The following is an 18,213-nucleotide window of genomic DNA, read 5'->3' as shown; positions in this document are numbered from 1 at the left end:
GGACCCGCCGTGGCGGGTCCCCTTCGTCGTCCCCGCCGCCTGGTCCTCATGGGCCGTGCCGGCGCGGCCACCGTGGTACCAAAGGACCATTCCGGCGGGCGACGGATCCGCCGCTCAGCCGATGTGCCGGGTCGCCTCCTCTCCCTAACGTGGCAGAGTCCACCCCCGCGTCCGCGTCGTCGGTGCGCCCTGCCCTGGAGGTCCCGTGACCCTGCTGACCAGACTCAGCCTCGCCAACCGCGCCGTCGTCGCCCTCTTCAGCATCCTCGTCGTGGGGATCGGCCTGTGGGCCACGGCCTCGACCACGCAGGAGCTGCTGCCGTCGATGTCGCAGCCGGCGGCCGTCGTCGCGGTCATGAAGCCGGGCGCGTCCGCGGAGACGCTGGACCGCGAGGTCGTGGCGCCGCTGTCGGACGCGCTGTCGGCGGTCGGCGACGTCGAGGAGGTCCGCGCGAGCACCTCGAGCGGATCCGGACAGGTGACGGTGACGTGGAAGTTCGGCGCCGACGACGACAAGATCCTCGCCGACCTGCGCACCACGACCTCCTCTGTGATCGCCTCCGGTCCGGACGGCGTCCAGTCCGAGGTCTATGCGGGCAGCTCCTCCGACATCCCGGTGCTCAGCCTGGCCCTCACCAGCGCCGAGGATCTCGACGCCTTCGCCGAGCGCGTCGAGGCGTCCCTGGTCCCCGCGATCGAGCATGTGCCCGGGGTGCGGAAGGTCCAGGTGACCGGACAGGTGCAGGAGCGGGTGCTCGTGACGCTGAACCCCGGCGAGCTCTCGGCGCGATCGATCGACCCGTCCGCGGTCTCCGGGCTGCTGCGCACCGCCGGTGTCGTCGTCCCCGCCGGAACGAGTGACGACGGGACGACGGCCATGGCGATCGAGGTCGGTCAGGAGGGGACGACGCTGGAGGAGCTCGCCGCTCTGCCGCTGCCGACCATGGACGGCCCTGTCCCCCTCTCGGCCGTGGCGACCGTGGAGCTCGCTCCCGTGCCGCAGACCACGCTGTCGCGCGCCGACGGCCGCGCTGCGCTCGGGCTGACGATCACCAAGACCCCGGATGCCAACGCCGTCCAGGTGTCGCACGCCGTCGCGGCGACGATCGACGAGGCGCTGCCCGGCCTGGGCGGCGATGCGAAGGTCACGACGCTGTTCGACCAGTCCACCATGATCGAGAAGTCCACCCACGACCTCGCTGTCGAGGGCGGTCTCGGCCTGCTCTTCGCCGTCCTCATCATCCTGGTGTTCCTGCTGTCGCCGAAGGCGACCGTCATCACCGCGGTGTCGATCCCGCTGTCGCTGCTGATCGCGGTCATCGGGCTGCGCATGGGCGGGTTCTCGTTCAACATCTTCACGCTCGCGGCACTGACGGTCGCGGTCGGGCGCGTCGTCGACGACTCCATCGTCGTGATCGAGAACATCGCCCGCCGGCGAGGGCCGGGCGGGCTCAGTACCGACGACGTCCGCACGGCCGTCGGGCAGGTGGCGGGCGCCGTCACCGCCTCCACGCTCACGACCGTTGCGGTGTTCCTCCCCGTCGCGCTCGTCGGCGGCGTCGCCGGGGAGCTGTTCCGGCCGTTCGCCCTCACCGTGACGATCGCGCTGCTCGCGTCCCTGATCGTCTCGCTGACGATCGTCCCGGTACTCGCCTACTGGTTCCTGCGGCGCCCCTCGCGGCGCACGGAGCGCGCCTCGGTCCTGGAGGGCACGGAGGGCGACGCCGTTCGGACGACGGAGAACACGGACGTCACCGATGACGCCGGCCCGAGCGCCATGGCGCCTCTCGGCGAGACCGACTCCTCCGAGCGGGTCACCCGGATGCAGCGCGCCTACCTCCCCGCGCTCCGGTTCTCGCTGCGCCGACCGGTCACGGTCCTGATGGTCTCGATCCTCGTGTTCGCGGGCACCGTCGTCGCGGCGGGCTTCCTGAAGACCGACATGCTCGGCAGCTTCGCCGACGCGCGCGCGGTCCAGGTGGAGCAGAAGATGCCGCTGGACACGACACTCGCCGTCGCCGACGAGGCCGCGGGCGCGCTGGAGAAGGCGATCGACTCGGTGGACGGGGTGGCCTCCTACCGCACCACCGCCGGCGAGCAGGGGGCATCGGTCCTGCTCGACGTCGTGATCGCACCGGCCGCGGATCCGGACCGCACGCTCACGCGCATCCGCGAGGCCGTCCGCGGTCTCCCGGCGGCCGACGACATCACCGTGTCCACGCAGGCGACGCAGACCACCTCCTCCACCATCGACGTCATCGTGAAGAGCGCGGACGAGGCGGCGCTCACGACGGCGGCCGAGCGCATCAGCGCGGCCCTGGACGGGGCCTCGGGCGTCGGCGAGGTGCGCGACGACCTCGCGGCCGAGCTTCCGATCCTCGCCGTCTCCGTGGACCGCACCGCCGCCGCGGCGCAGGGCTTCACGGTCCCCGAGATCGGCAGCGCCATCGCCGCCGCCGTCGAGGGCGAGCGTCTCGGCGAGGTCGGGATCGACGGGAAGAACCGGGACCTCGTGCTTCGCGCCCAGTCCTCGGCGACCGATCCCGACGCGATCCGCGCGCTCACCCTGCCGGTCTCGGCCCTGCAGGCGCAGCGGACCCAGAAGGACGCCGCCGACGCCCTCCAGCGCGAGCAGGAGGAGATGTCCGCGAACGCGCGCGCCGACGCCGAGGCGAAGACGCAGGAACAGCTGGACGACCTGTACGACGCGCGCGCGCAGGGCGAACAGGACCTCGCGGCGCTGCGCGATCAGCTCGCCGCCCTCCTCGCCTCTCCCCCGCCGTTCGATCCCCACCCCGCTGCGCAGGGAACGATCACGGCGCTCGAGTACCAGAAGGCCGTGCAGCAGCTGTCGCAGGGCGTCGCTGCCGCGGAGGGCAGCCTGACGGGGCTGGACGAGCAGATCCGCGCGGTCCGCGAGGGGATCGACGAGGGCGCCGCGCAGCAGGCCGAGGCGGATCGGCTCGCGCAGGCGCAGCGCGACCTGGAGCACGTGCGTGCGACCCCGATCCGTGTCGGCGACGTCGCGAGCGTCGACGTGGTCACCGCGCCCGCGACGATCACGCGGATCGACGGCGCGCGTGCCGTGACCGTCTCCGTCACTCCCTCGGGCGAGGATCTCGGCGCGGCGGCGCTCGCGGTCCAGACCGCGCTGGACGAGGTGGAGCTGCCGGCCGGGGTGACCCTCGACGAGGGCGGCGCGGCCGCCGAGCAGGCCCAGTCGTTCGGCGAGCTCGGCGTCGCGATGCTCGCGGCGATCGCGCTGGTGTACATCGTCCTGGTGGCGACGTTCCGCTCGCTGATGCAGCCGCTCCTGCTGCTCGTCTCGGTCCCCTTCGCCGCCACGGGCGCCATCGGCGGACTCCTGCTCACCGGTACGCCGCTGGGCATCCCGGCCATGATCGGCATGCTCATGCTCATCGGCATCGTGGTGACGAACGCGATCGTGCTGATCGACCTCATCAACCACTACCGCCGGGCCGGGTCCTCCCTCGACGATGCGGTCGTCCACGGCGCCCGCCTGCGCCTGCGCCCGATCATCATGACCGCGTGCGCGACGATCTTCGCGCTGCTTCCGATGGCCTTCGGGATCACGGGCGGGGGCGCGTTCATCTCGCAGTCCCTCGCGATCGTCGTCATCGGCGGCCTCGTCTCCTCGACCCTGCTGACGCTGCTGCTCGTGCCCGCCCTCGTGGTCCTGCACGAGCGCCGGGGAGAGCGGCGCCGGGAGCGTCGGGCGCGGCGTGCGGCTCGTCGCGTCGAGGCGGAGAACCGGGAGGACATCCCCGAGGAGCTGGAGGAGGTCGGGTTCACGACCACGCAGACCGACGCGGCGGCCGGGATCGAGGGGGCGTCGGACGACGGGACCGATCCCGCGCGTGGGAGACTGGCGACGTGACATCCGCCTCGCCGAGCCCGCTGGATCGCGCGGCCGGGCGCTGGCAGCGTCACCCCCGGGCGGTGGATGCCGTCACGGCGCTGAGCTGGGTGGTGCTGACGGTGCTCCCTGCCCTCGGGGCCGGTGTCGGCGACGACCTGCAGCCGGGCGTCCTCGCCTATGTCCTGCTGGGTCTCGTCGTGGTCGTGTTCTCGTCCGTGCTCGTGCTGTTCCGACGCCGGCGTCCGCTGCTCGTGTTCGCGGTGGCGTTCGTCTCCTCGGTGCTGCTGATGCCCTTCTGGAGTAATGCGGGCACGGTCGGCGCGGCCTATGCCGTGTTCGCGGTGGCGGTCTACGACTCGGTGCGCCGCGCCTGGGTCGCCGCGGCAGCCGCCTACGCGCTCACGGTCGCCCAGTCGGGGATCCACCTGCTGACCGGGATCGGGCTGCTGCCGGTGACCCGCGACGGGAACGTGATCGCGACCGTCGTCTCCTATCTCGTGTTCGACCTGCTCCTGCTGCTCGTCGCTCTCCTGTGGGGCCAGAACGCCGGCAACCGCCGGCGCTACGTCGAGGCCCTGCTGGAACGGGCACGGATCCTCGAGCACGAGCGCGACCAGGAGGCGCAGCTCGCGGCGCTCGCGGAGCGCTCCCGCATCGCCAGGGACGTGCACGACATCGTCTCGCACTCGCTCTCGGTCATCGTCCGGCTCGCCGACGGCGCCACGGCCGTGCTGGCCGCCGACCCCGACCGCGCCGGCATGGCCGTGACGCAGATCGGCGGCGTCGCGCGGTCCTCCCTGGACGAGATGCGGCGCGCCCTCGGGGTTCTCGAGCGTGCCGCGGACGACGCCGGGTCCCGCACCAGCACCGGGATCGAGGATCTGCCTCGCCTGGTCGAGGTGTACCGCGGCATCGGGCTGCCCGTGGAGCTGTCGGTCGTCTCCGACGGCACGGCCGAGGTCTCCGCCGGCAAGCAGATGACGGTCTTCCGCGTCGTGCAGGAGTCGTTGACCAACGCCATGCGCCATGCCGTCGCGCCGGGTGTCGTGGGGGTCGAGGTGCGGGTGGCCGCAGCCGAGGTGACCGCGACCGTGCACGACGACGGCCGCCCGGTCTCCGCGCCGCCCGACGAGGAGGCACGCGTCGGCCGTGGCCTGGTGGGGATGCGCGAGAGGGCGCTCCTCTACGGCGGTTCCCTTGACGCGGGCCCGCTGGACCCGCGCACCGGCGCCGGGTGGGTCGTGCGGCTGATCCTCCCGGGAGACGAGCGATGAGCGACATCCGCGTCCTGCTCGTCGACGACCAGGCGCTCATCCGGACCGGGCTGTCGATGGTTCTCGGCGCGACCGCCGGGATCGAGATCGTCGGCGAGGCCTCGGACGGCATCGAGGCCGTCGCGCTGGCCGGCGTGCACCGGCCGGACGTCGTCCTGATGGACGTCCAGATGCCGCGGATGGACGGCATCGAGGCCACCCGGCAGATCACGTCCGCCGAGCTCGGGCGAGTGCTGGTGCTCACGACCTTCGACCTCGACGCGTATGCGTTCGGCGCGATCGAGGCGGGGGCGAGCGGCTTCCTTCTGAAGGACTCCGACGCCCAGGACATCATCGCGGCGATCCAGGCCGTCGCCGACGGCGACGCCGTCCTCGCGCCCCGGGTGACCTCGGAGCTGCTGCGGCGCTTCGGCGCCCTCTCCCGCGCCGCCGACGACCCCGTCCGCCGGGCACAGAAGGCGGCGCGAGAGGCGGCATCCGACCGCCTCCGCGTGCTCACGGACCGCGAGCGGGACGTGTTCGACGCGCTGGTGGAGGGACTGTCGAACGGCGAGATCGCCGAGCGCCTCTGGCTCTCCGAGTCCACCGTGAAGACGCATGTGGGACGCGTCCTGCAGAAACTGGGCATGCGCGACCGCGTGCAGGCGGTCGTCTACGCGTTCCGCAACGGCCTGACGGACACGTCGCCCGACGTCTGACACTGCTTCGGCCTGTCGCCGGCCGGCGACTACCGCTCCGGCAGCGCGGACCGTGCCGCGTCGAGTCGGTCCTGCGCCTGTGCCGCCCGTTCGGCGGCGGACGCGCGTTCCGCGCGTGCGGCATCCACCGCAGCGGCGGTCTCGTCGGCGTCGGCGCGCAGACGGGCCAGCTCCTCCTCGAGCTCCGCGATCCGGGCGGAGAGCCGCTCCGCCCGAGACTCAGCCTCGGCATGGCCCCGATCCGCCCGATCCTGCGCGCGCTGTGCCCGCTGCAGTTCCTGTTCCGCCTCACGGACCTCCCGCTCGGCCGCCTTGCGCTCCCGACGTGCACGGAGCTCGTCGGCCGGCGGGGCCTCCGCGGCCGCGGTGATCACGGACGGCGCGCCGCCTCCGACGACGGACGCGGGGTCGATCGGGGTTCCCGAGGAGGCCTCGAGCTCCCGGACGAGTCGACCGGACGCCACCGCCATGGCGGCCTGCGGATCGAAGAACGCCGCGGCGATCGTCTGGCGCACCGCCTCGAGGGTGGATTCCGTCACCCGCTCCCCTCGCGCGGTGGCGACCGTGGCGGCCTCTCTCGCGAGCTGGGTCGTCAGTGCCCGGCGCTGTCTTCCCAGCTCCGCGAGCGACCTGGCGTCGAGGTCCTCCTGTGCTTCGCGCAGCTCGGCCGCCAGCTCCAGCGCGGTGGCGAGTCGATCCGCGCGCTCCGTGGCGAAGACGTTCACCACCCACGCCGCGACGGACGGCTTCCTCAGGGTCCGGATCCTCGCGGCACGGTCGCGCTCCCCGTCTTCCTGCGCCAGGGAGTTGCGTCGTGCGACGAACTCTCCCGGCGGGGCGGTGTAGAGCTCGACGGCGATCTCGATCAGGCGCGGATCCTCGGCACCGGCGGCGTCGTGCGCGGTCATGACTCGACGATAGCGACCGGCGTCCGGAGGACGCAGGACGGTAGCGTGGGCGACATGAAGACGGTGGGCGTGCTGGGCGGGATGAGCTGGGAGTCGTCAGCGGAGTGGTACCGTCTGGCGAACGAGCTCGTCCGCCGGGAGCTCGGCGGACATCACTCGGCGCGGATCGTCCTGGACTCCGTCGATTTCGCCGAGGTCGAGGCACTCCAGTCCCGCGGTGACTGGGAGGCCGCCGGCGATCTGCTCGCGGAGCGGGCCCGCCGGCTCGAAGCCGCCGGGGCCGACCTCCTCGTGCTCTGCACGAACACGATGCACCTCGTCGCCGACCGGATCGAGGAGGCGGTCGCGATTCCGTTCCTTCACATCGCGGACGCCGCCGCGGCCGCGGTGGCCGCAGCCGGGCTCGGCACGGTGGGCCTGCTCGGCACGGCCTTCACGATGGAGCAGTCCTTCTATCGCGACCGCCTCGCCCGGCACGGCATCGCCACGATCGTGCCGAGCGCCGGGGAACGCGCCGTCGTCCACGACGTGATCTACGCCGAACTGGTGCACGGCGTGGTGCGCGAGGAGTCCCGACGGCGGTTTCGCGTGGTCATCGACCGCCTGGTCAGGGAAGGGGCGGAGGGGGTCCTCCTGGGATGCACCGAGATCGAGCTCCTCATCCGGGCCGAGGACGCCCCCGTCCCGGTCTTCCCGACGACGGCCATCCATGTGGAGGCGGCGATGTCCCTCGCCCTGGACGGTCGTGAGAGGGACGCGGTCAGCAGCCCAGGCGCGTGATCGTCGCGGAGGTGTTGGTCCAGGCGCCGGCTCCGACGGAGGCGACCGCCGATGAGCCGTTGTAGGCGACGACCACACCGGAGGAGCGGGCGTTCGCGATGCTGCGGACGGGGCTCCCCAGCGGAGCGACGGAGTTGGCCCCCGAACAGCTGGTGAAGGAGATCCGGGCGCCCGAGAGCGAGGAGCCGCTGAAGGCGCAGAACGTCCCGTCGGCGCACGACCCCACTCCCCGCGCGAACGCCGAGTCCGCCGTCCCCGGGAGAAGCGTCAGCACGACCGCGCCATCGTCCCACGTGATCTCCCCGGGACCGGTCTGCTCGCCGCCCGGATAGGCGGCCAAGACCTGATCCACTCGCTCCTGCAGGTCGTCCGAGGACGCTTGTGCCGCCGCGGGGGCGAACAGTCCGCCGACGACGAGCAGCGCAGCCGCCGCGACGGTGAGCAGAGACCGCAACCGATGCATACCCGGGACCTTCCGTTCGGGCCGCCCGGGGTTCGATCATCTCCACGCCACGTACTCGATCACCGCCGGGGAGGGGATGTCCGTGCGCGAGGAGCCGATGTAGGTCGCCTCGTACGCGAGAACACCCTGAGCGGCGCTGAGCACCAGGGTATCCCGATACTCCCCCGGGGCACGAGAGTCCGTGCTGACGGAGACGCCTCGGCGTCCGAGACGGTCCGTCACGCTCCCGTCGACCGCGACGTCCGGGAGCGTGGCGAGGAACTCGACGAGCGCCGCCTGCTGTTCGGCGTCGAGGCTGCGTTCCGAGAGGAGGAGGCGCACGGCCGAGAAGTACTCTCCGCTGCTCTCGCCGACGAGCACGCCGCTGGCTCGGAAGAAGTCCGGCATCTCCGCCGCGGAGCCCGGAACATCGCCGAAGAAGCCCGCTCCCTCTCCCGCCGGCCGGGTGTCGGTCCACAGGACGGTGCCGGGTGCGGGCGTGGGATCCGGCACCGCGGTGCCGTCGTCGGCGGTCGGCGTTCCTGCGCGGACCTCGATCTCGACCGCTCCGTCGGCCGACCGGCGGATCAGGTGCTCTTCGGGGACGATCTGGGCGGGAGGCTCGCCCGACTCCGGGTCGAACGAGAGCGCCCAGGTCTGGAAGCGGACGACGTCGCTCGCTCCGATGCCCTCGGCGCGGACCGATCCGCTGATGTTCATCAGGTTCTCCCTTGCGGTTCCGGAGACGGGCTCGGCCACGAGCAGGGCGGGAGTGGCGGCGACGGCGGCCGGCGGACGCAGCAGCGATATCCCTCCCAGGACGGCGACGGCGATCAGGACCAGCACAGAGGCCGCCGCGAGCCAGACGGGCCCTCCGACCCGACCACGTGCGGGGACCCGGCCGCGTGCAGCCACGCGGTGCTCCGTGGGTTCCGCGACGATCCGTCGCAGGACGCGCTCGGCCGCGACGGACGGCGGAGCGTTGCGGCGGGGCGTCCCGGGGCGTGCCGCGCGAAGACGCCGCGTCAGCTCGTCATCGTCCATCGTGCACCCCCTTCCCCTCCTCGACGGGCACCTCGCCCGCCGTCTCGTCAGTGCCGAGCCGCCGTCGCAGCCGCTCTCGCGCCCGGTGCAGCCGCACCTTCACGGCGGCGACGGAGCACCCGAGGATCTCCGCCATCTCCTCGCGGCTCAGTTCCTCCCAGTACGCCATCCAGATGACCTCGCGGTCGTCGGAGCGCATCCGGGCCACCGCCTGGCGCACGGCGATGGCGTCGTCGTCGATGAGGACGGTCGGATGACCGGGAGCCTCCGCCGCCAGCCGCTGATAGCGACGCGACGCCCTCCCCCGGCGGCGGTACTCGCTCCCGGTCACGTTCCGCAGCGTCGTGTACAGCCACGGCAGAGTGAACACGGTCTCGTGCTCGCTCCGCCGCCGCCACGCGGCCGTGAACACCTCGGCGGCCGCGTCCTCGGCCGCTCCGAGATCGTCGAGGCGGTTGAAGCCCGCCGTCACGATCACGGCATGGTAGGCCCGGAACAGATCCTCGAACGCACGCGCGACCGCCGCCGACGCCGGCCGCGGAAGGCGTGAACCCGTGATCTCGAACCCCACACTTCTGGTTGTTGCCGGATCGGCCCGGAAGGTTACATCCGGAATCCGATGTAACCCCACCCTCTCATCCGGCAACAACCAGGGTGAGGGCCGTCTCTCCGACGGCGCCGTGGTCTATCCAGGAGGACAGCATGCAGGCAGCTGATCGACGCGGGATCATCTGGTGGATCGCTTTCGCGGGCTTCGCGATCATCGCCGTCGGCGGACTGCTCGCGGTGATGATGACGGGACAGGGCTGGTTCGCCGCCCTGTCCGTGGTCGGCGCGGCGGGGACGGTGGGCCTGGGAGCGACCATGGCCGTGTCTGCGGTGTGATGGCCGCCGTTCACCCCCACGGCGACGGCGCCGAGGACGGGACGAGCCGTGCCTGGTCGCTCTCCCTCGGAGTCATCGTCGTCGCGCCGGTCCTCCTCATGCTTCTGGCGCTGCCCACGATCGGCGCGGGCGCCACGACCCAGAACGTCGCGATCCTCGCCGCGCTCCAGGGCGGCCTGCTCCTGCTCGCGGCGTCCGTCACGGCCCTGCTCGTCGGGCGCCGCTCGCCCCGAGCACGAAAGGCGATCCCGCGGATCACCCTCGTCGTCGCCCTCGTCCTGGCGATCGCCTCCGCGATCGCGATGTGGGCCGCGCAGGGCTGAGACCCGTCCGTCTTACGGTGTCGTCTCGGCCCGAGACGGCGTTCCGCGACGCGCCGCCCGTGTGGAGGCCCACCAGACCACGCCCGTGATGACCGCGCAGGCCGCCATCGTCACGAGAAGACGCGGCGACCCCTGGCCGGTCTGATCCGAGGATCCCGGTGCGCCGCCGTCGCCGATCATCCCGACGAGAGCGGCGATGTTGTTCACGGTGTGCATCACGACCGCGGCCTCCACGCCGCCGCTGCGCCACGTCATGAGCGATGCGCACGCGCCGAACACCGCGTAGAAGGCCAGGCGCCAAGGGTCCGCGGTGCCGTGGAACGAGGCGAAAAGGATGGTGGCGACGACCATGCTCATCGCGGTTCCGACGAAGGCGGGATGGAACCAGGTCGCGACCGACCGGCCGATCAGTCCGCGGAACATGTACTCCTCGGCCGCCGCCTGGAACGGCGCGACGAGGATCCCCAGGAGGAGGGCGAGCAGGGACGAGGGCGCGATCGGCGCGAACGCGGGTGCGCCGTCCATCAGCCAGTCCGTGCCGATCACGATGCCGAACGCGGGGACCGTGACCAGCGCCGCCGTCCGCGCGAGCCGGGCCCGAAAACGCCCGGAGACGGAGTGCAGCCACCGCCCGGGCACACCGAAGACGAGACGCTGCGTCCCCCACACGACCGGGAGCATGAGGGCGATCATCAGCAGGGACAGCGGTGTGCGCGCCTCCGGGAACCCCGCCGATTCCACGGCGGGGATGACGAGAGCGGATCCGACTCCGGCCAGCGCGACGTACGCGGCGAGGACGACCGCGACGGCGAGCATCCCGCGACGGCCGGCATGACGGACACCTCGCAGACCCGCGTAGTAGCCTCGGTCCTCACGGAGCTCCGTCCTGCGGGCGCTCCCGGTCTCGTCCGCCCGCACCGTGCTCCTCCGTTCGCCGGAACCAGGATACGGCGCCCCGGGCTCAGCGCGCGGGGACCAGACGTGCTCCCGCGGCCGCGAGCTCACGCGGGACGGGGTCTTCGGGGCTCTTGTCGATCACGATCCCGGCGACCGCGTCGACGGGCAGGACGCAGAAGCGGGACGCGGCGCCCACCTTCTCCGCGCTGCCGAGCACGTACGTCTCGGCCGCCCGGGCGGCGAGGGCGCGCTTCATCGCCGCCTCGTCCGCGTCGCCCGTGGTGAGACCCGCCTGCGGATGGATCCCGGTGACGCCGAGGAGGAACAGGTCCGCGCTGATCCTGCTGGCCGCCTCGATCGCCGCCGCTCCGCACGCGACGGCCGAGTGCTTGAAGACGCGGCCTCCGATGAGCAGGATCTCGGCGTCGTGGTGAAGGAGGGCCGCGGCGACCGTGGGGCTGTGCGTGATGACGGTTCCGGTGAAGGCGCGAGGGAGCGCCTCGGCGACGGCCAGCGCCGTCGTGCCCCCGTCGAGCAGCACGGCACTGCCCGGCTCGATCAGGCGGACCGCCGCTTCAGCGACCCTGCGCTTGCTCTCGGCCGCGACGGCGGTCCGGGCGGTGTAGTCGACGACGGCCGGGGAGGCCGGGAGCGCTCCGCCGTAGACGCGCACGGCAAGTCCGGCCGCGTCGAGCTCGCGGAGGTCGCGGCGGATGCTGTCCTCCGACAGCCCCAGTTCCGCGGCGACCTCCTTCGCGACGATGCGCCCGTGCGTGCGCAATCGCTCCATCAGCAGTTCCTTGCGTGCCGCGGCGAGCATTCACGTTCCTTCCGATTCCTTCACGTTGTTACTGTATCTTGACGCCATGACGAAACCCCTGCTCATCCTGATCGCCGGCCCCTATGCATCCGGGACCGGAGGCGACCCCGAGCTGATGGCGCGCAACCTCGAACGCCTGGAGGAGGCCGCCTGGCCGATCTTCCGGGCGGGACACATCCCGATGATCGGAGAGTGGGTGGCCCTGCCCGTCCTTGCCAGCGCGGGGGCGAGCGGGCCGACCGACCCGCTCGCCGCCGAGGTCATGTACCCCACGGCGGAGCGGCTCCTGCAGCACTGCGACGCTGTCCTGCGCCTCCCCGGCGATTCGCGCGGCGCGGATCAGGACGTGGCGATCGCGCGCGAGCGAGGCATCCCGGTCTACTTCTCGCTGGAGGAGGTCCCCAACGCCGCCGCATGAGGGGTCGCCCGGGTCGAGCCCTCGGCGGGTGCGGACCTCACGCCGTCCGGGCGCCCGAGCCGTCGGTCCGGCGCGCGAGCCATTCCGCGCGGAGGATTCCCATGCGCACGATGTCCGTGTACGCGCCGCGGACCCACGCGTGCTCACGCTGGCGACCTTCCACGACGAACCCCGATTTCTCGTAGGCGCGGATCGCCGGCGCGTTCGACCCGATCACCTCCAGGTGCACCCGGTGCAGGTTGCACCGCACGAACGCGAACTCGAGGATCTGCGCGATGGCCGCCGTGCCGATCCCGCGCCCTCGTGCCGACGGCGTGAGCGCGATCCCCACCTCCGCATGCCCGGAGAGCCCGTCGAAGTCGAAGAGCCCGATCGTCCCGACGGCCTTGCCCGCCTCGTCGATCACGAAGCTGACGTTGCCGCCGGGGTCAGCCTCGCGCTCGGCGAGACGCGCCCGCCAGGCCTCGCGCGTCACGGTCACGGGCCGGCCCGGGTTGCGCTCCTCCCAGGTGTCCAGATCCGACGCGATTTCGTAGAGCGCGTCGAGGTCCTCATCGGTGCGGGCACGAAGACGAACGGCGGGGGCGGGGGTCATGGTCCGCACCGTAGCCGAGTGCCGTCCCCGCGCGCAATGGCTCCCGGACGCGGTTCTCCCGGAACATCGGGATCGGCTCCGTGCGCCCGCGTCAGGGCGGTCCTGTGATCGGGAGAACCGACCACGGAGCACGGTGGAGCGAACGGGAGGGCACCCGCACGGGGCCGTGGGCCGCTTCCGGGAGAAGGGAGAAGGGAGACGACATGCACCCTACGACCGAGCTGACCGCGACCGACGCCGGGACACCGGTTCTCATTTCGTCCGCGCCGTGGTCCCCGCGTCGCCGCCGGTTCGTCGGCGCCGTCAGCGTGTTCGCGCTGCTGGCCGTCATCGCACTCGCGCCCGACCCAATCCTGCGGGTCATCAACACGAACAACGCCCATCGACTGGTCGACGAACTCGTGCAGGAGCAAGCGGGGCTGCTGTCGCGGCAGTCGCAGATCCGCGGCCCGATCCGAGGACTGGGCGCGCCGGCGCGCTCCTGGACCGAGGTGTCGTGCTGGCTCACGCCGCGGTACAGCGATGGAGACGGCGAGCAGGATCTGATCATGTTCTACTGGCAGGAGTGCGCGCTCGTGGCCTACGAGATCTACCCACTCGCCCCCGGAGCCGGCGACGCCGCTGAGGTCGCGGCTCGTCTCGGCGGCCACACCGCCGGCACCCCCACCTGCGCGGAGACGCTCTTCGACGTTCTCTCGCCAGACATCGGCGCCGGCGGGAAGGACGACTACGCGACGAGTCTGTGGTGGACGACGCCGAGCGGCGACCCGCCGGCGCATCAACCGACTCGGTGTGCTTTGCCCTCTCCCGAGGACCCGGATTCGACCCTTGTCAGCATGGGCGTCGATAAGCCTCTGACGGCGGACGCCTACGTCGTCTATCGGGTGCGTTCGCCGGTCCGCGCGACAGAAGCAGGCTGCCGACACGCCTTCACCTGGCTCGCCCCGTGCACCGGGAAGCCGGACGGGTTCCCCGTCGTCTGACAGGTGCGCGCGGCGCATCCGTCGTCGATCGCGCGGGTCGGATGACGGAGACTCAGCGCTCCCACCGCCTACCGGGGCTCGACCGTCGCTCCGGGATCCGGCGTCAGCACCGTCGAGAGCGTGACCCGGCGCCGACCCGATCGCGCCTCGAAGTAGGGCGACAGGAGCTCGGCGAGGCCTGCCTGGATGCGCGCGAGGTCGTCCTCGTCGACGTAGAGCACCGTCCGGCCGAATCCCGAGAAGTCTCGGAGGACCGGATCCGCGGCGAGGAACCGATCGAAGTCCGCCGACACCTCGCCGAGGAAGGTGAGGAACGCCGTCCTTAGCACGGCCTCGTCCACCTGACGCAGCTCCTCCCGGTCCACGTGCGCCATCCGCTCGCCCAGCGCCAGCGTGCGTTCGACCGCACCGCGCACCTTCCGTTCGTCCACGACGACGAGGATGCCCGCCTCCACCAGCGTCGCCACATGGCGGTACAGCGTGGCCTGCGTCACATCCGGCAGCGCGGCGCGCAGCTGGGCCGTCGTGAGCTGTCGTCCGCCCAGCTGCTGCACGATCCGCAGCCGCACCGGATGCAGCACGACATCGGCGATCGGGGTTGCTTCCGTCACGTCGCGACCTCCATTATTATCAGCATGATAATGTTCTCGACACTGTATCGATTCTACGAAGGGAACGGATCATGACCGAGGTGGAGTACACGGGGCGCGCCGTTCGGGTGTTGTTCCCCGGGTGGGAGTCCGCGATGGCGGGCCGGCCGTCGTTCACCGCATCGAACGACGTCGTCCGGGACGCCGCGGCAGCGCCAGGCTGGACCTCCGAGATCCTCGGCATGCGTTCCGGTCTCGTGGTGTCGGGGTTCCGGAAGCTCGGTGTCTTCACCCATCCGTCCGGAGTGCGGCGGCTGGTGTCGATGAAGCGGGGTCTGCCTCTGCTGCGGATCCTGCTCGACCGCGCCGAGACGGGATTCGACGAGCTGCTCGTGAGCACTCCGGACGCCGACGCCCTCGCCCAATCGATCCGTGAAGGGAGCGACCGGTGAGCACCGAGATCCGCCTCGTCGGGCTGCGTAAGTCCTTCGGCGACGTCGTCGCCGTGGCAGACGTCGGCTTCGTCGCCCGCCCTGGGCGCGTCACCGGGCTCCTCGGCCCCAACGGTGCCGGGAAGTCGACGACCCTCCGCATGCTGCTCGGCCTCACCCGCCCGGATGCCGGGTCTGCCACCATCTCCGGACACGCGTATCGCGACCTCGTCGCGCCCGCACGCACCGTCGGGGCGGTCCTCGACATCGCCGGCGCCCACCCCCGGGTGACCGCTCGGGCGCACCTGCGGACGCTGTGCGCGCTCGGCGGACTGCCCCGCGCCCGCGTCGATGCGGTGCTCGGCGCGGTCGGCGCCGAGCAGTACGCCGACCGGCGTGTCGGCGGCTTCTCCACCGGCATGCGGCAGCGGCTCGCGCTGGCCGCCGCTCTCCTCGGAGAGCCCGAGGCCCTCGTGCTGGACGAGCCGGCCAACGGCCTCGATCCGGCCGGGGTCGCGTGGCTCCGCGGCGTCCTGCGCGACTTCGCCGCACGTGGGGGGACCGTGCTCGTCTCCAGCCACCTGCTCGGAGAGATCCAGCAGAGCGCGGATGACGTCGTCCTCCTCGACCAAGGCGCGGTCGCCTGGGCGGGGCCGATCGCGGATCTGGTGTCCGACGGTGAAACGCTCGAGAGCGCGTTCCTCCGCCTGACCGGGGCGGAGGTCGCCGCGTGAACGCCGTGCGCGGAGAGATCGCCCGGCTTGCGGCGACACACCTGCCTCTCTGGACCCTCCTGGCCGCGATGGGCGTCGGCGGGGTGCTCCCCGGACTCCTCGCGCTCATCGGCCCGGAGAACGCCTCGCCGCCGATGCCCGGTCTGGACACGACGGAAGGGGCTGCTCTCCTCCTCGGCCTCGGCGGCGTCCTGCTGTTCGTCCCGGCGCTGATCGGCACGCTCGCCGTGACCGCCGAGTACCGTCATCGCACCATCGCCACGACGTTCCTGATGATCCCGCGCCGTGGCCGGGTCCTGGCCGCGAAGCTCGTCGTCTACACCGGCCTCGGCCTCCTGTACGGCGTGACCGCGTCGGTCACTGCGGGACTCGTCCTCGTCGGGGCGGCGCAACTGCGAGGCGTGCGCCTCGGCATGCCGACGGGACCGCTCGTGACGATCCTCGCCCAGCTCGCCCTCGCTGCGGCCGCCTACATGCTGATCGGAGTCGCGGTCGGGGCACTGGCCCGGCATACCCTCGTCGCCATGGGCATCGTCCTGGGATACTTCTACCTGGTCGAATACATCCTGATGGTCATCCCGGGCGTCAACGTCCTATACCCGTTCCTGCCCGGCGGCGCCACCGCGTCCCTCACGCGGTTCACCTTCCTGACCGACGCCATCGCGGCAGAGACGTCTCTGGGGCCTGCCCCGTTGCTTCCCCCCGTGGCCGGCGCCGGCGTCCTCGTCGCCTACGCGTTGGGGGCCGCGGGGATCGCGGTCGTCGCGCCGCTGCGCCGGGATCTCCGTTGATACGCACGGCGGACCGCTGGGGGGGGTCGCGCCTCGGGTCAGGTCTCCCCTGTCAGGGCGTCGCGATACTCGCGAGAGAGCCGGGCCGGCCAGTCGGTGTGCGTGACGACGGCATCGTCGGCGTGCGTGAGCTGATCGAGGGACCCCACCGGGACGAGCGCGCGCAATGACGGGTCCGAGATGCTCCCCCGAAGACTCTCCACGAACTCGCCCGCGTTGATCGTGAGGTACGGACGGATCGCGCCGTTGATGCCGACATCGAACGGCGCGAGGCGGGGTCGCACCGGGGACCCGAACGACAGGCGGTTCTGCCGCTCCCCGAGTCGGGTGAACAGCTCGTGAAGCGCAGCCGTCGCCGCCTCCTGCCCGCGCGAGGTGAGAGCGTGATCGAGAAGCGGTGCGAGCTGGGCGGCGGGAAGGAGACGGGCGAAGGCCGCCCCGAACCACTTGTCGTAGGGCCAGTACGCGCGCTCCTGCAGGAACACGAGCTCCATAGCCAGGCGACAGAGCCTCGCGGTCAGCAGACGCGATCCGATCACGTCGCCCGACTCGATGCACCGCCCGCGCAGCGGCTCGGCCGCACCGATCAAGTGCCAGGTCGTGAGCATCATCCAGTCCCTCGGACCCCTCCCCCAGGAGGGCCGCGGCGTGCGGCACATCGACGAGGGGCTCGACCGCCTCGGCGTAGAACCGTCGGGCCAGATCGAGGCCGGAGACCGAGTCGTCCGTCATCGCCGGGGCTTCCGGGCCTCGATGAGATGGCGCGTCGCGTGCGCGACGAACGGGCCCTCTCGGCGAAGGAGGTCATGGAGCTCGCGCAGCCGAGGGCGGAACCGCTCGACGGAGAACCCCGGAACCCACCAGACGACCTTTCTCAGCAGGTAGACGACCGCCGCGACATCGTGGATCTCGATGCGCAGGGTCGCCGTCCTCAGATCGGTGATCTGCAGCCCGGCGGACTCCGCGTCCGCCGCCTCGTCTTCCGGACGCCGGTGGCGCCGCCCCTCGGGCTGGGGCCCGAGGAAGAACTCGATGAGCTCGAACACGCTCGCCGGCCCCACATGCTGCGCGAGATAGGTCCCGCCCGGCCGGAGGACCCGGGCGATCTCGTCCCACCAGATCGTCGCCGGATGCCGGCTGGTCACCAGGTCGAACGCCTCATCCGCGAACGGCAGCGGCGGCTCGTCCGGATCAGCGACGACGACCACCCCACGAGGGTGCAGCAGACGCGATGCCCGAGCGACGTTCGGCGGCCAGGACTCCGTCGCGACGGCGACCGGCGGAAAGACGCCGGCCTCCGCGAGCACCTCCCCGCCGCCGGTCTGGATGTCGAGCGATGCCGTCGCCTTCGTCAGGCGTTCGGCGAGGAGCCGGGCATATCCCCACGGCGGCCGCTCCTCGCTCGCACGACCCTCGAGCCAGGAGAAGTCCCATCCCGAGACGTCGGCCGTGTCGCCGATCTCGATCAAGGCCTCGAAGGAATCCGTCATCCCTCGAGTCTCGCATCCGCGCGGGACGGCGGCGTCGGCGCCGCTTTTGCGACCTTCCCCGCCGACAGACGAGAAAGCGCCTCGTCCCGAACGGGACAAGGCGCCTTCTCGCTGGCTCCCCCGGTTGGACTCGAACCAACAACCTGCCGGTTAACAGCCGGCTGCTCTGCCAATTGAGCTACAGGGGAATGTTCACCGCTGCGCGGACAACTCATCGATCATAGCAGGAT

At 71.9% G+C, this 18,213-nt stretch carries 21 protein-coding genes and 1 tRNA gene; 11 read left to right on the top strand and 11 right to left on the bottom strand.

Features of this window, described 5'->3' with window-relative positions; genetic code table 11:
* The first annotated feature begins 205 nt into the window (after positions 1 to 205).
* Genes V6R91_RS17005 through V6R91_RS16995 form a run of 3 tightly spaced genes read left to right on the top strand, consistent with a single transcriptional unit; the run spans position 206 to position 5,852 of the window.
* Positions 206 to 3,898, top strand: coding sequence for an efflux RND transporter permease subunit (locus tag V6R91_RS17005; RefSeq protein WP_336396191.1), 3,693 nt, complete (start codon positions 206 to 208; stop codon positions 3,896 to 3,898).
* Positions 3,895 to 5,154, top strand: a complete 1,260-nt coding sequence (locus tag V6R91_RS17000; RefSeq protein WP_336396190.1) for a sensor histidine kinase — start codon at positions 3,895 to 3,897, stop codon at positions 5,152 to 5,154. Before V6R91_RS17005 ends, V6R91_RS17000 begins: the two co-directional genes overlap by 4 nt.
* Positions 5,151 to 5,852 carry a response regulator transcription factor gene (locus V6R91_RS16995; RefSeq protein WP_271062429.1) on the top strand — a complete coding sequence of 234 codons (702 nt, stop codon included), beginning with the start codon at positions 5,151 to 5,153 and terminating at the stop codon, positions 5,850 to 5,852. Before V6R91_RS17000 ends, V6R91_RS16995 begins: the two co-directional genes overlap by 4 nt.
* A gap of 29 nt (positions 5,853 to 5,881) precedes the next feature.
* On the opposite strand, the gene V6R91_RS16990 is transcribed toward V6R91_RS16995, so the two are convergent.
* Positions 5,882 to 6,760, bottom strand: a complete 879-nt coding sequence (locus V6R91_RS16990; protein ID WP_336396189.1) for a transposase — start codon at positions 6,758 to 6,760, stop codon at positions 5,882 to 5,884.
* Between the two features lie 54 nt (positions 6,761 to 6,814).
* Here V6R91_RS16990 and V6R91_RS16985 point away from each other — a divergent pair, with 54 nt between their 5' ends.
* Complete coding sequence (locus V6R91_RS16985) at positions 6,815 to 7,540, top strand: aspartate/glutamate racemase family protein (RefSeq protein ID WP_336396188.1); 726 nt, start codon at positions 6,815 to 6,817, stop codon at positions 7,538 to 7,540.
* Here the strand turns inward: V6R91_RS16985 and V6R91_RS16980 are convergent.
* From V6R91_RS16980 to V6R91_RS16970, 3 genes are read right to left on the bottom strand one after another with little or no spacing between them, the layout of a single operon-like run.
* Positions 7,521 to 8,003: a hypothetical protein gene (locus V6R91_RS16980; RefSeq protein ID WP_336396187.1), complete on the bottom strand. Its 483-nt coding sequence runs from the start codon at positions 8,001 to 8,003 to the stop codon at positions 7,521 to 7,523. The two genes, V6R91_RS16985 and V6R91_RS16980, sit on opposite strands and share 20 nt — an antisense overlap.
* 36 nt (positions 8,004 to 8,039) lie before the next feature.
* Positions 8,040 to 9,026 (bottom strand): hypothetical protein, encoded by a 987-nt coding sequence (locus V6R91_RS16975; RefSeq protein ID WP_336396186.1) that lies wholly within the window; start codon positions 9,024 to 9,026, stop codon positions 8,040 to 8,042.
* The gene (locus V6R91_RS16970; RefSeq protein WP_336396185.1) at positions 9,016 to 9,597 is read right to left on the bottom strand and encodes an RNA polymerase sigma factor; all 582 of its coding nucleotides are present in this window, start codon (positions 9,595 to 9,597) and stop codon (positions 9,016 to 9,018) included. The genes V6R91_RS16975 and V6R91_RS16970 overlap by 11 nt, the downstream gene beginning before the upstream one ends.
* A 131-nt stretch (positions 9,598 to 9,728) precedes the next feature.
* On the opposite strand from V6R91_RS16970, the gene V6R91_RS16965 reads away from it, so the two are divergent.
* Positions 9,729 to 9,911: a hypothetical protein gene (locus V6R91_RS16965; RefSeq protein WP_271062435.1), complete on the top strand. Its 183-nt coding sequence runs from the start codon at positions 9,729 to 9,731 to the stop codon at positions 9,909 to 9,911.
* Positions 9,911 to 10,234, top strand: coding sequence for a hypothetical protein (locus V6R91_RS16960; RefSeq protein ID WP_271062436.1), 324 nt, complete (start codon positions 9,911 to 9,913; stop codon positions 10,232 to 10,234). Before V6R91_RS16965 ends, V6R91_RS16960 begins: the two co-directional genes overlap by 1 nt.
* Positions 10,235 to 10,246: 12 nt before the next feature.
* Here the strand turns inward: V6R91_RS16960 and V6R91_RS16955 are convergent, their stop codons facing one another.
* Positions 10,247 to 11,152 (bottom strand): CPBP family intramembrane glutamic endopeptidase, encoded by a 906-nt coding sequence (locus tag V6R91_RS16955; RefSeq protein WP_336396184.1) that lies wholly within the window; start codon positions 11,150 to 11,152, stop codon positions 10,247 to 10,249.
* 43 nt (positions 11,153 to 11,195) lie between these two features.
* The gene (locus V6R91_RS16950) at positions 11,196 to 11,951 is read right to left on the bottom strand and encodes a DeoR/GlpR family DNA-binding transcription regulator (protein WP_336396183.1); all 756 of its coding nucleotides are present in this window, start codon (positions 11,949 to 11,951) and stop codon (positions 11,196 to 11,198) included.
* Positions 11,952 to 11,997: 46 nt separating this feature from the next.
* Here V6R91_RS16950 and V6R91_RS16945 point away from each other — a divergent pair, with 46 nt between their 5' ends.
* Positions 11,998 to 12,369, top strand: a complete 372-nt coding sequence (locus V6R91_RS16945; protein ID WP_231820709.1) for a DUF4406 domain-containing protein — start codon at positions 11,998 to 12,000, stop codon at positions 12,367 to 12,369.
* Between the two features lie 37 nt (positions 12,370 to 12,406).
* Here the strand turns inward: V6R91_RS16945 and V6R91_RS16940 are convergent, their stop codons facing one another.
* Positions 12,407 to 12,964, bottom strand: coding sequence for a GNAT family N-acetyltransferase (locus V6R91_RS16940; protein WP_336396182.1), 558 nt, complete (start codon positions 12,962 to 12,964; stop codon positions 12,407 to 12,409).
* Between the two features lie 308 nt (positions 12,965 to 13,272).
* Between V6R91_RS16940 and V6R91_RS16935 the strand changes: the two genes are divergently transcribed.
* A complete protein-coding gene (locus V6R91_RS16935; protein WP_336396181.1) occupies positions 13,273 to 13,947 on the top strand; it encodes a hypothetical protein in 675 nt (224 codons plus the stop codon).
* A 68-nt stretch (positions 13,948 to 14,015) separates the two neighbouring features.
* Here the strand turns inward: V6R91_RS16935 and V6R91_RS16930 are convergent, their stop codons facing one another.
* Positions 14,016 to 14,558, bottom strand: a complete 543-nt coding sequence (locus V6R91_RS16930; RefSeq protein WP_271061411.1) for a helix-turn-helix domain-containing protein — start codon at positions 14,556 to 14,558, stop codon at positions 14,016 to 14,018.
* A gap of 71 nt (positions 14,559 to 14,629) precedes the next feature.
* Between V6R91_RS16930 and V6R91_RS16925 the strand changes: the two genes are divergently transcribed.
* Genes V6R91_RS16925 through V6R91_RS16915 form a run of 3 tightly spaced genes read left to right on the top strand, consistent with a single transcriptional unit; the run spans position 14,630 to position 16,493 of the window.
* Positions 14,630 to 14,989: a hypothetical protein gene (locus V6R91_RS16925; RefSeq protein WP_271061410.1), complete on the top strand. Its 360-nt coding sequence runs from the start codon at positions 14,630 to 14,632 to the stop codon at positions 14,987 to 14,989.
* The gene (locus V6R91_RS16920) at positions 14,986 to 15,702 is read left to right on the top strand and encodes an ABC transporter ATP-binding protein (protein ID WP_336396180.1); all 717 of its coding nucleotides are present in this window, start codon (positions 14,986 to 14,988) and stop codon (positions 15,700 to 15,702) included. Before V6R91_RS16925 ends, V6R91_RS16920 begins: the two co-directional genes overlap by 4 nt.
* On the top strand, positions 15,699 to 16,493 hold the full coding sequence (locus tag V6R91_RS16915) for an ABC transporter permease (protein WP_336396179.1): 795 nt from the start codon (positions 15,699 to 15,701) through the stop codon (positions 16,491 to 16,493). The genes V6R91_RS16920 and V6R91_RS16915 overlap by 4 nt, the downstream gene beginning before the upstream one ends.
* A gap of 38 nt (positions 16,494 to 16,531) precedes the next feature.
* On the opposite strand, the gene V6R91_RS16910 is transcribed toward V6R91_RS16915, so the two are convergent.
* From V6R91_RS16910 to V6R91_RS16900, 3 genes are all read right to left on the bottom strand, one after another.
* Positions 16,532 to 17,104 carry a DUF4037 domain-containing protein gene (locus V6R91_RS16910; RefSeq protein WP_336396178.1) on the bottom strand — a complete coding sequence of 191 codons (573 nt, stop codon included), beginning with the start codon at positions 17,102 to 17,104 and terminating at the stop codon, positions 16,532 to 16,534.
* 117 nt (positions 17,105 to 17,221) lie between these two features.
* Positions 17,222 to 17,983: a class I SAM-dependent methyltransferase gene (locus V6R91_RS16905; RefSeq protein WP_067244608.1), complete on the bottom strand. Its 762-nt coding sequence runs from the start codon at positions 17,981 to 17,983 to the stop codon at positions 17,222 to 17,224.
* Between the two features lie 112 nt (positions 17,984 to 18,095).
* A tRNA-Asn gene (locus V6R91_RS16900) sits at positions 18,096 to 18,171 on the bottom strand.
* Positions 18,172 to 18,213: the final 42 nt, after the last annotated feature.

Source organism: Microbacterium sp. CCNWLW41 (assembly GCF_037083505.1).
The sequence above is the reverse complement of the archived record's forward strand: the minus strand, read 5'-3'. Positions and strand labels throughout refer to the sequence as shown.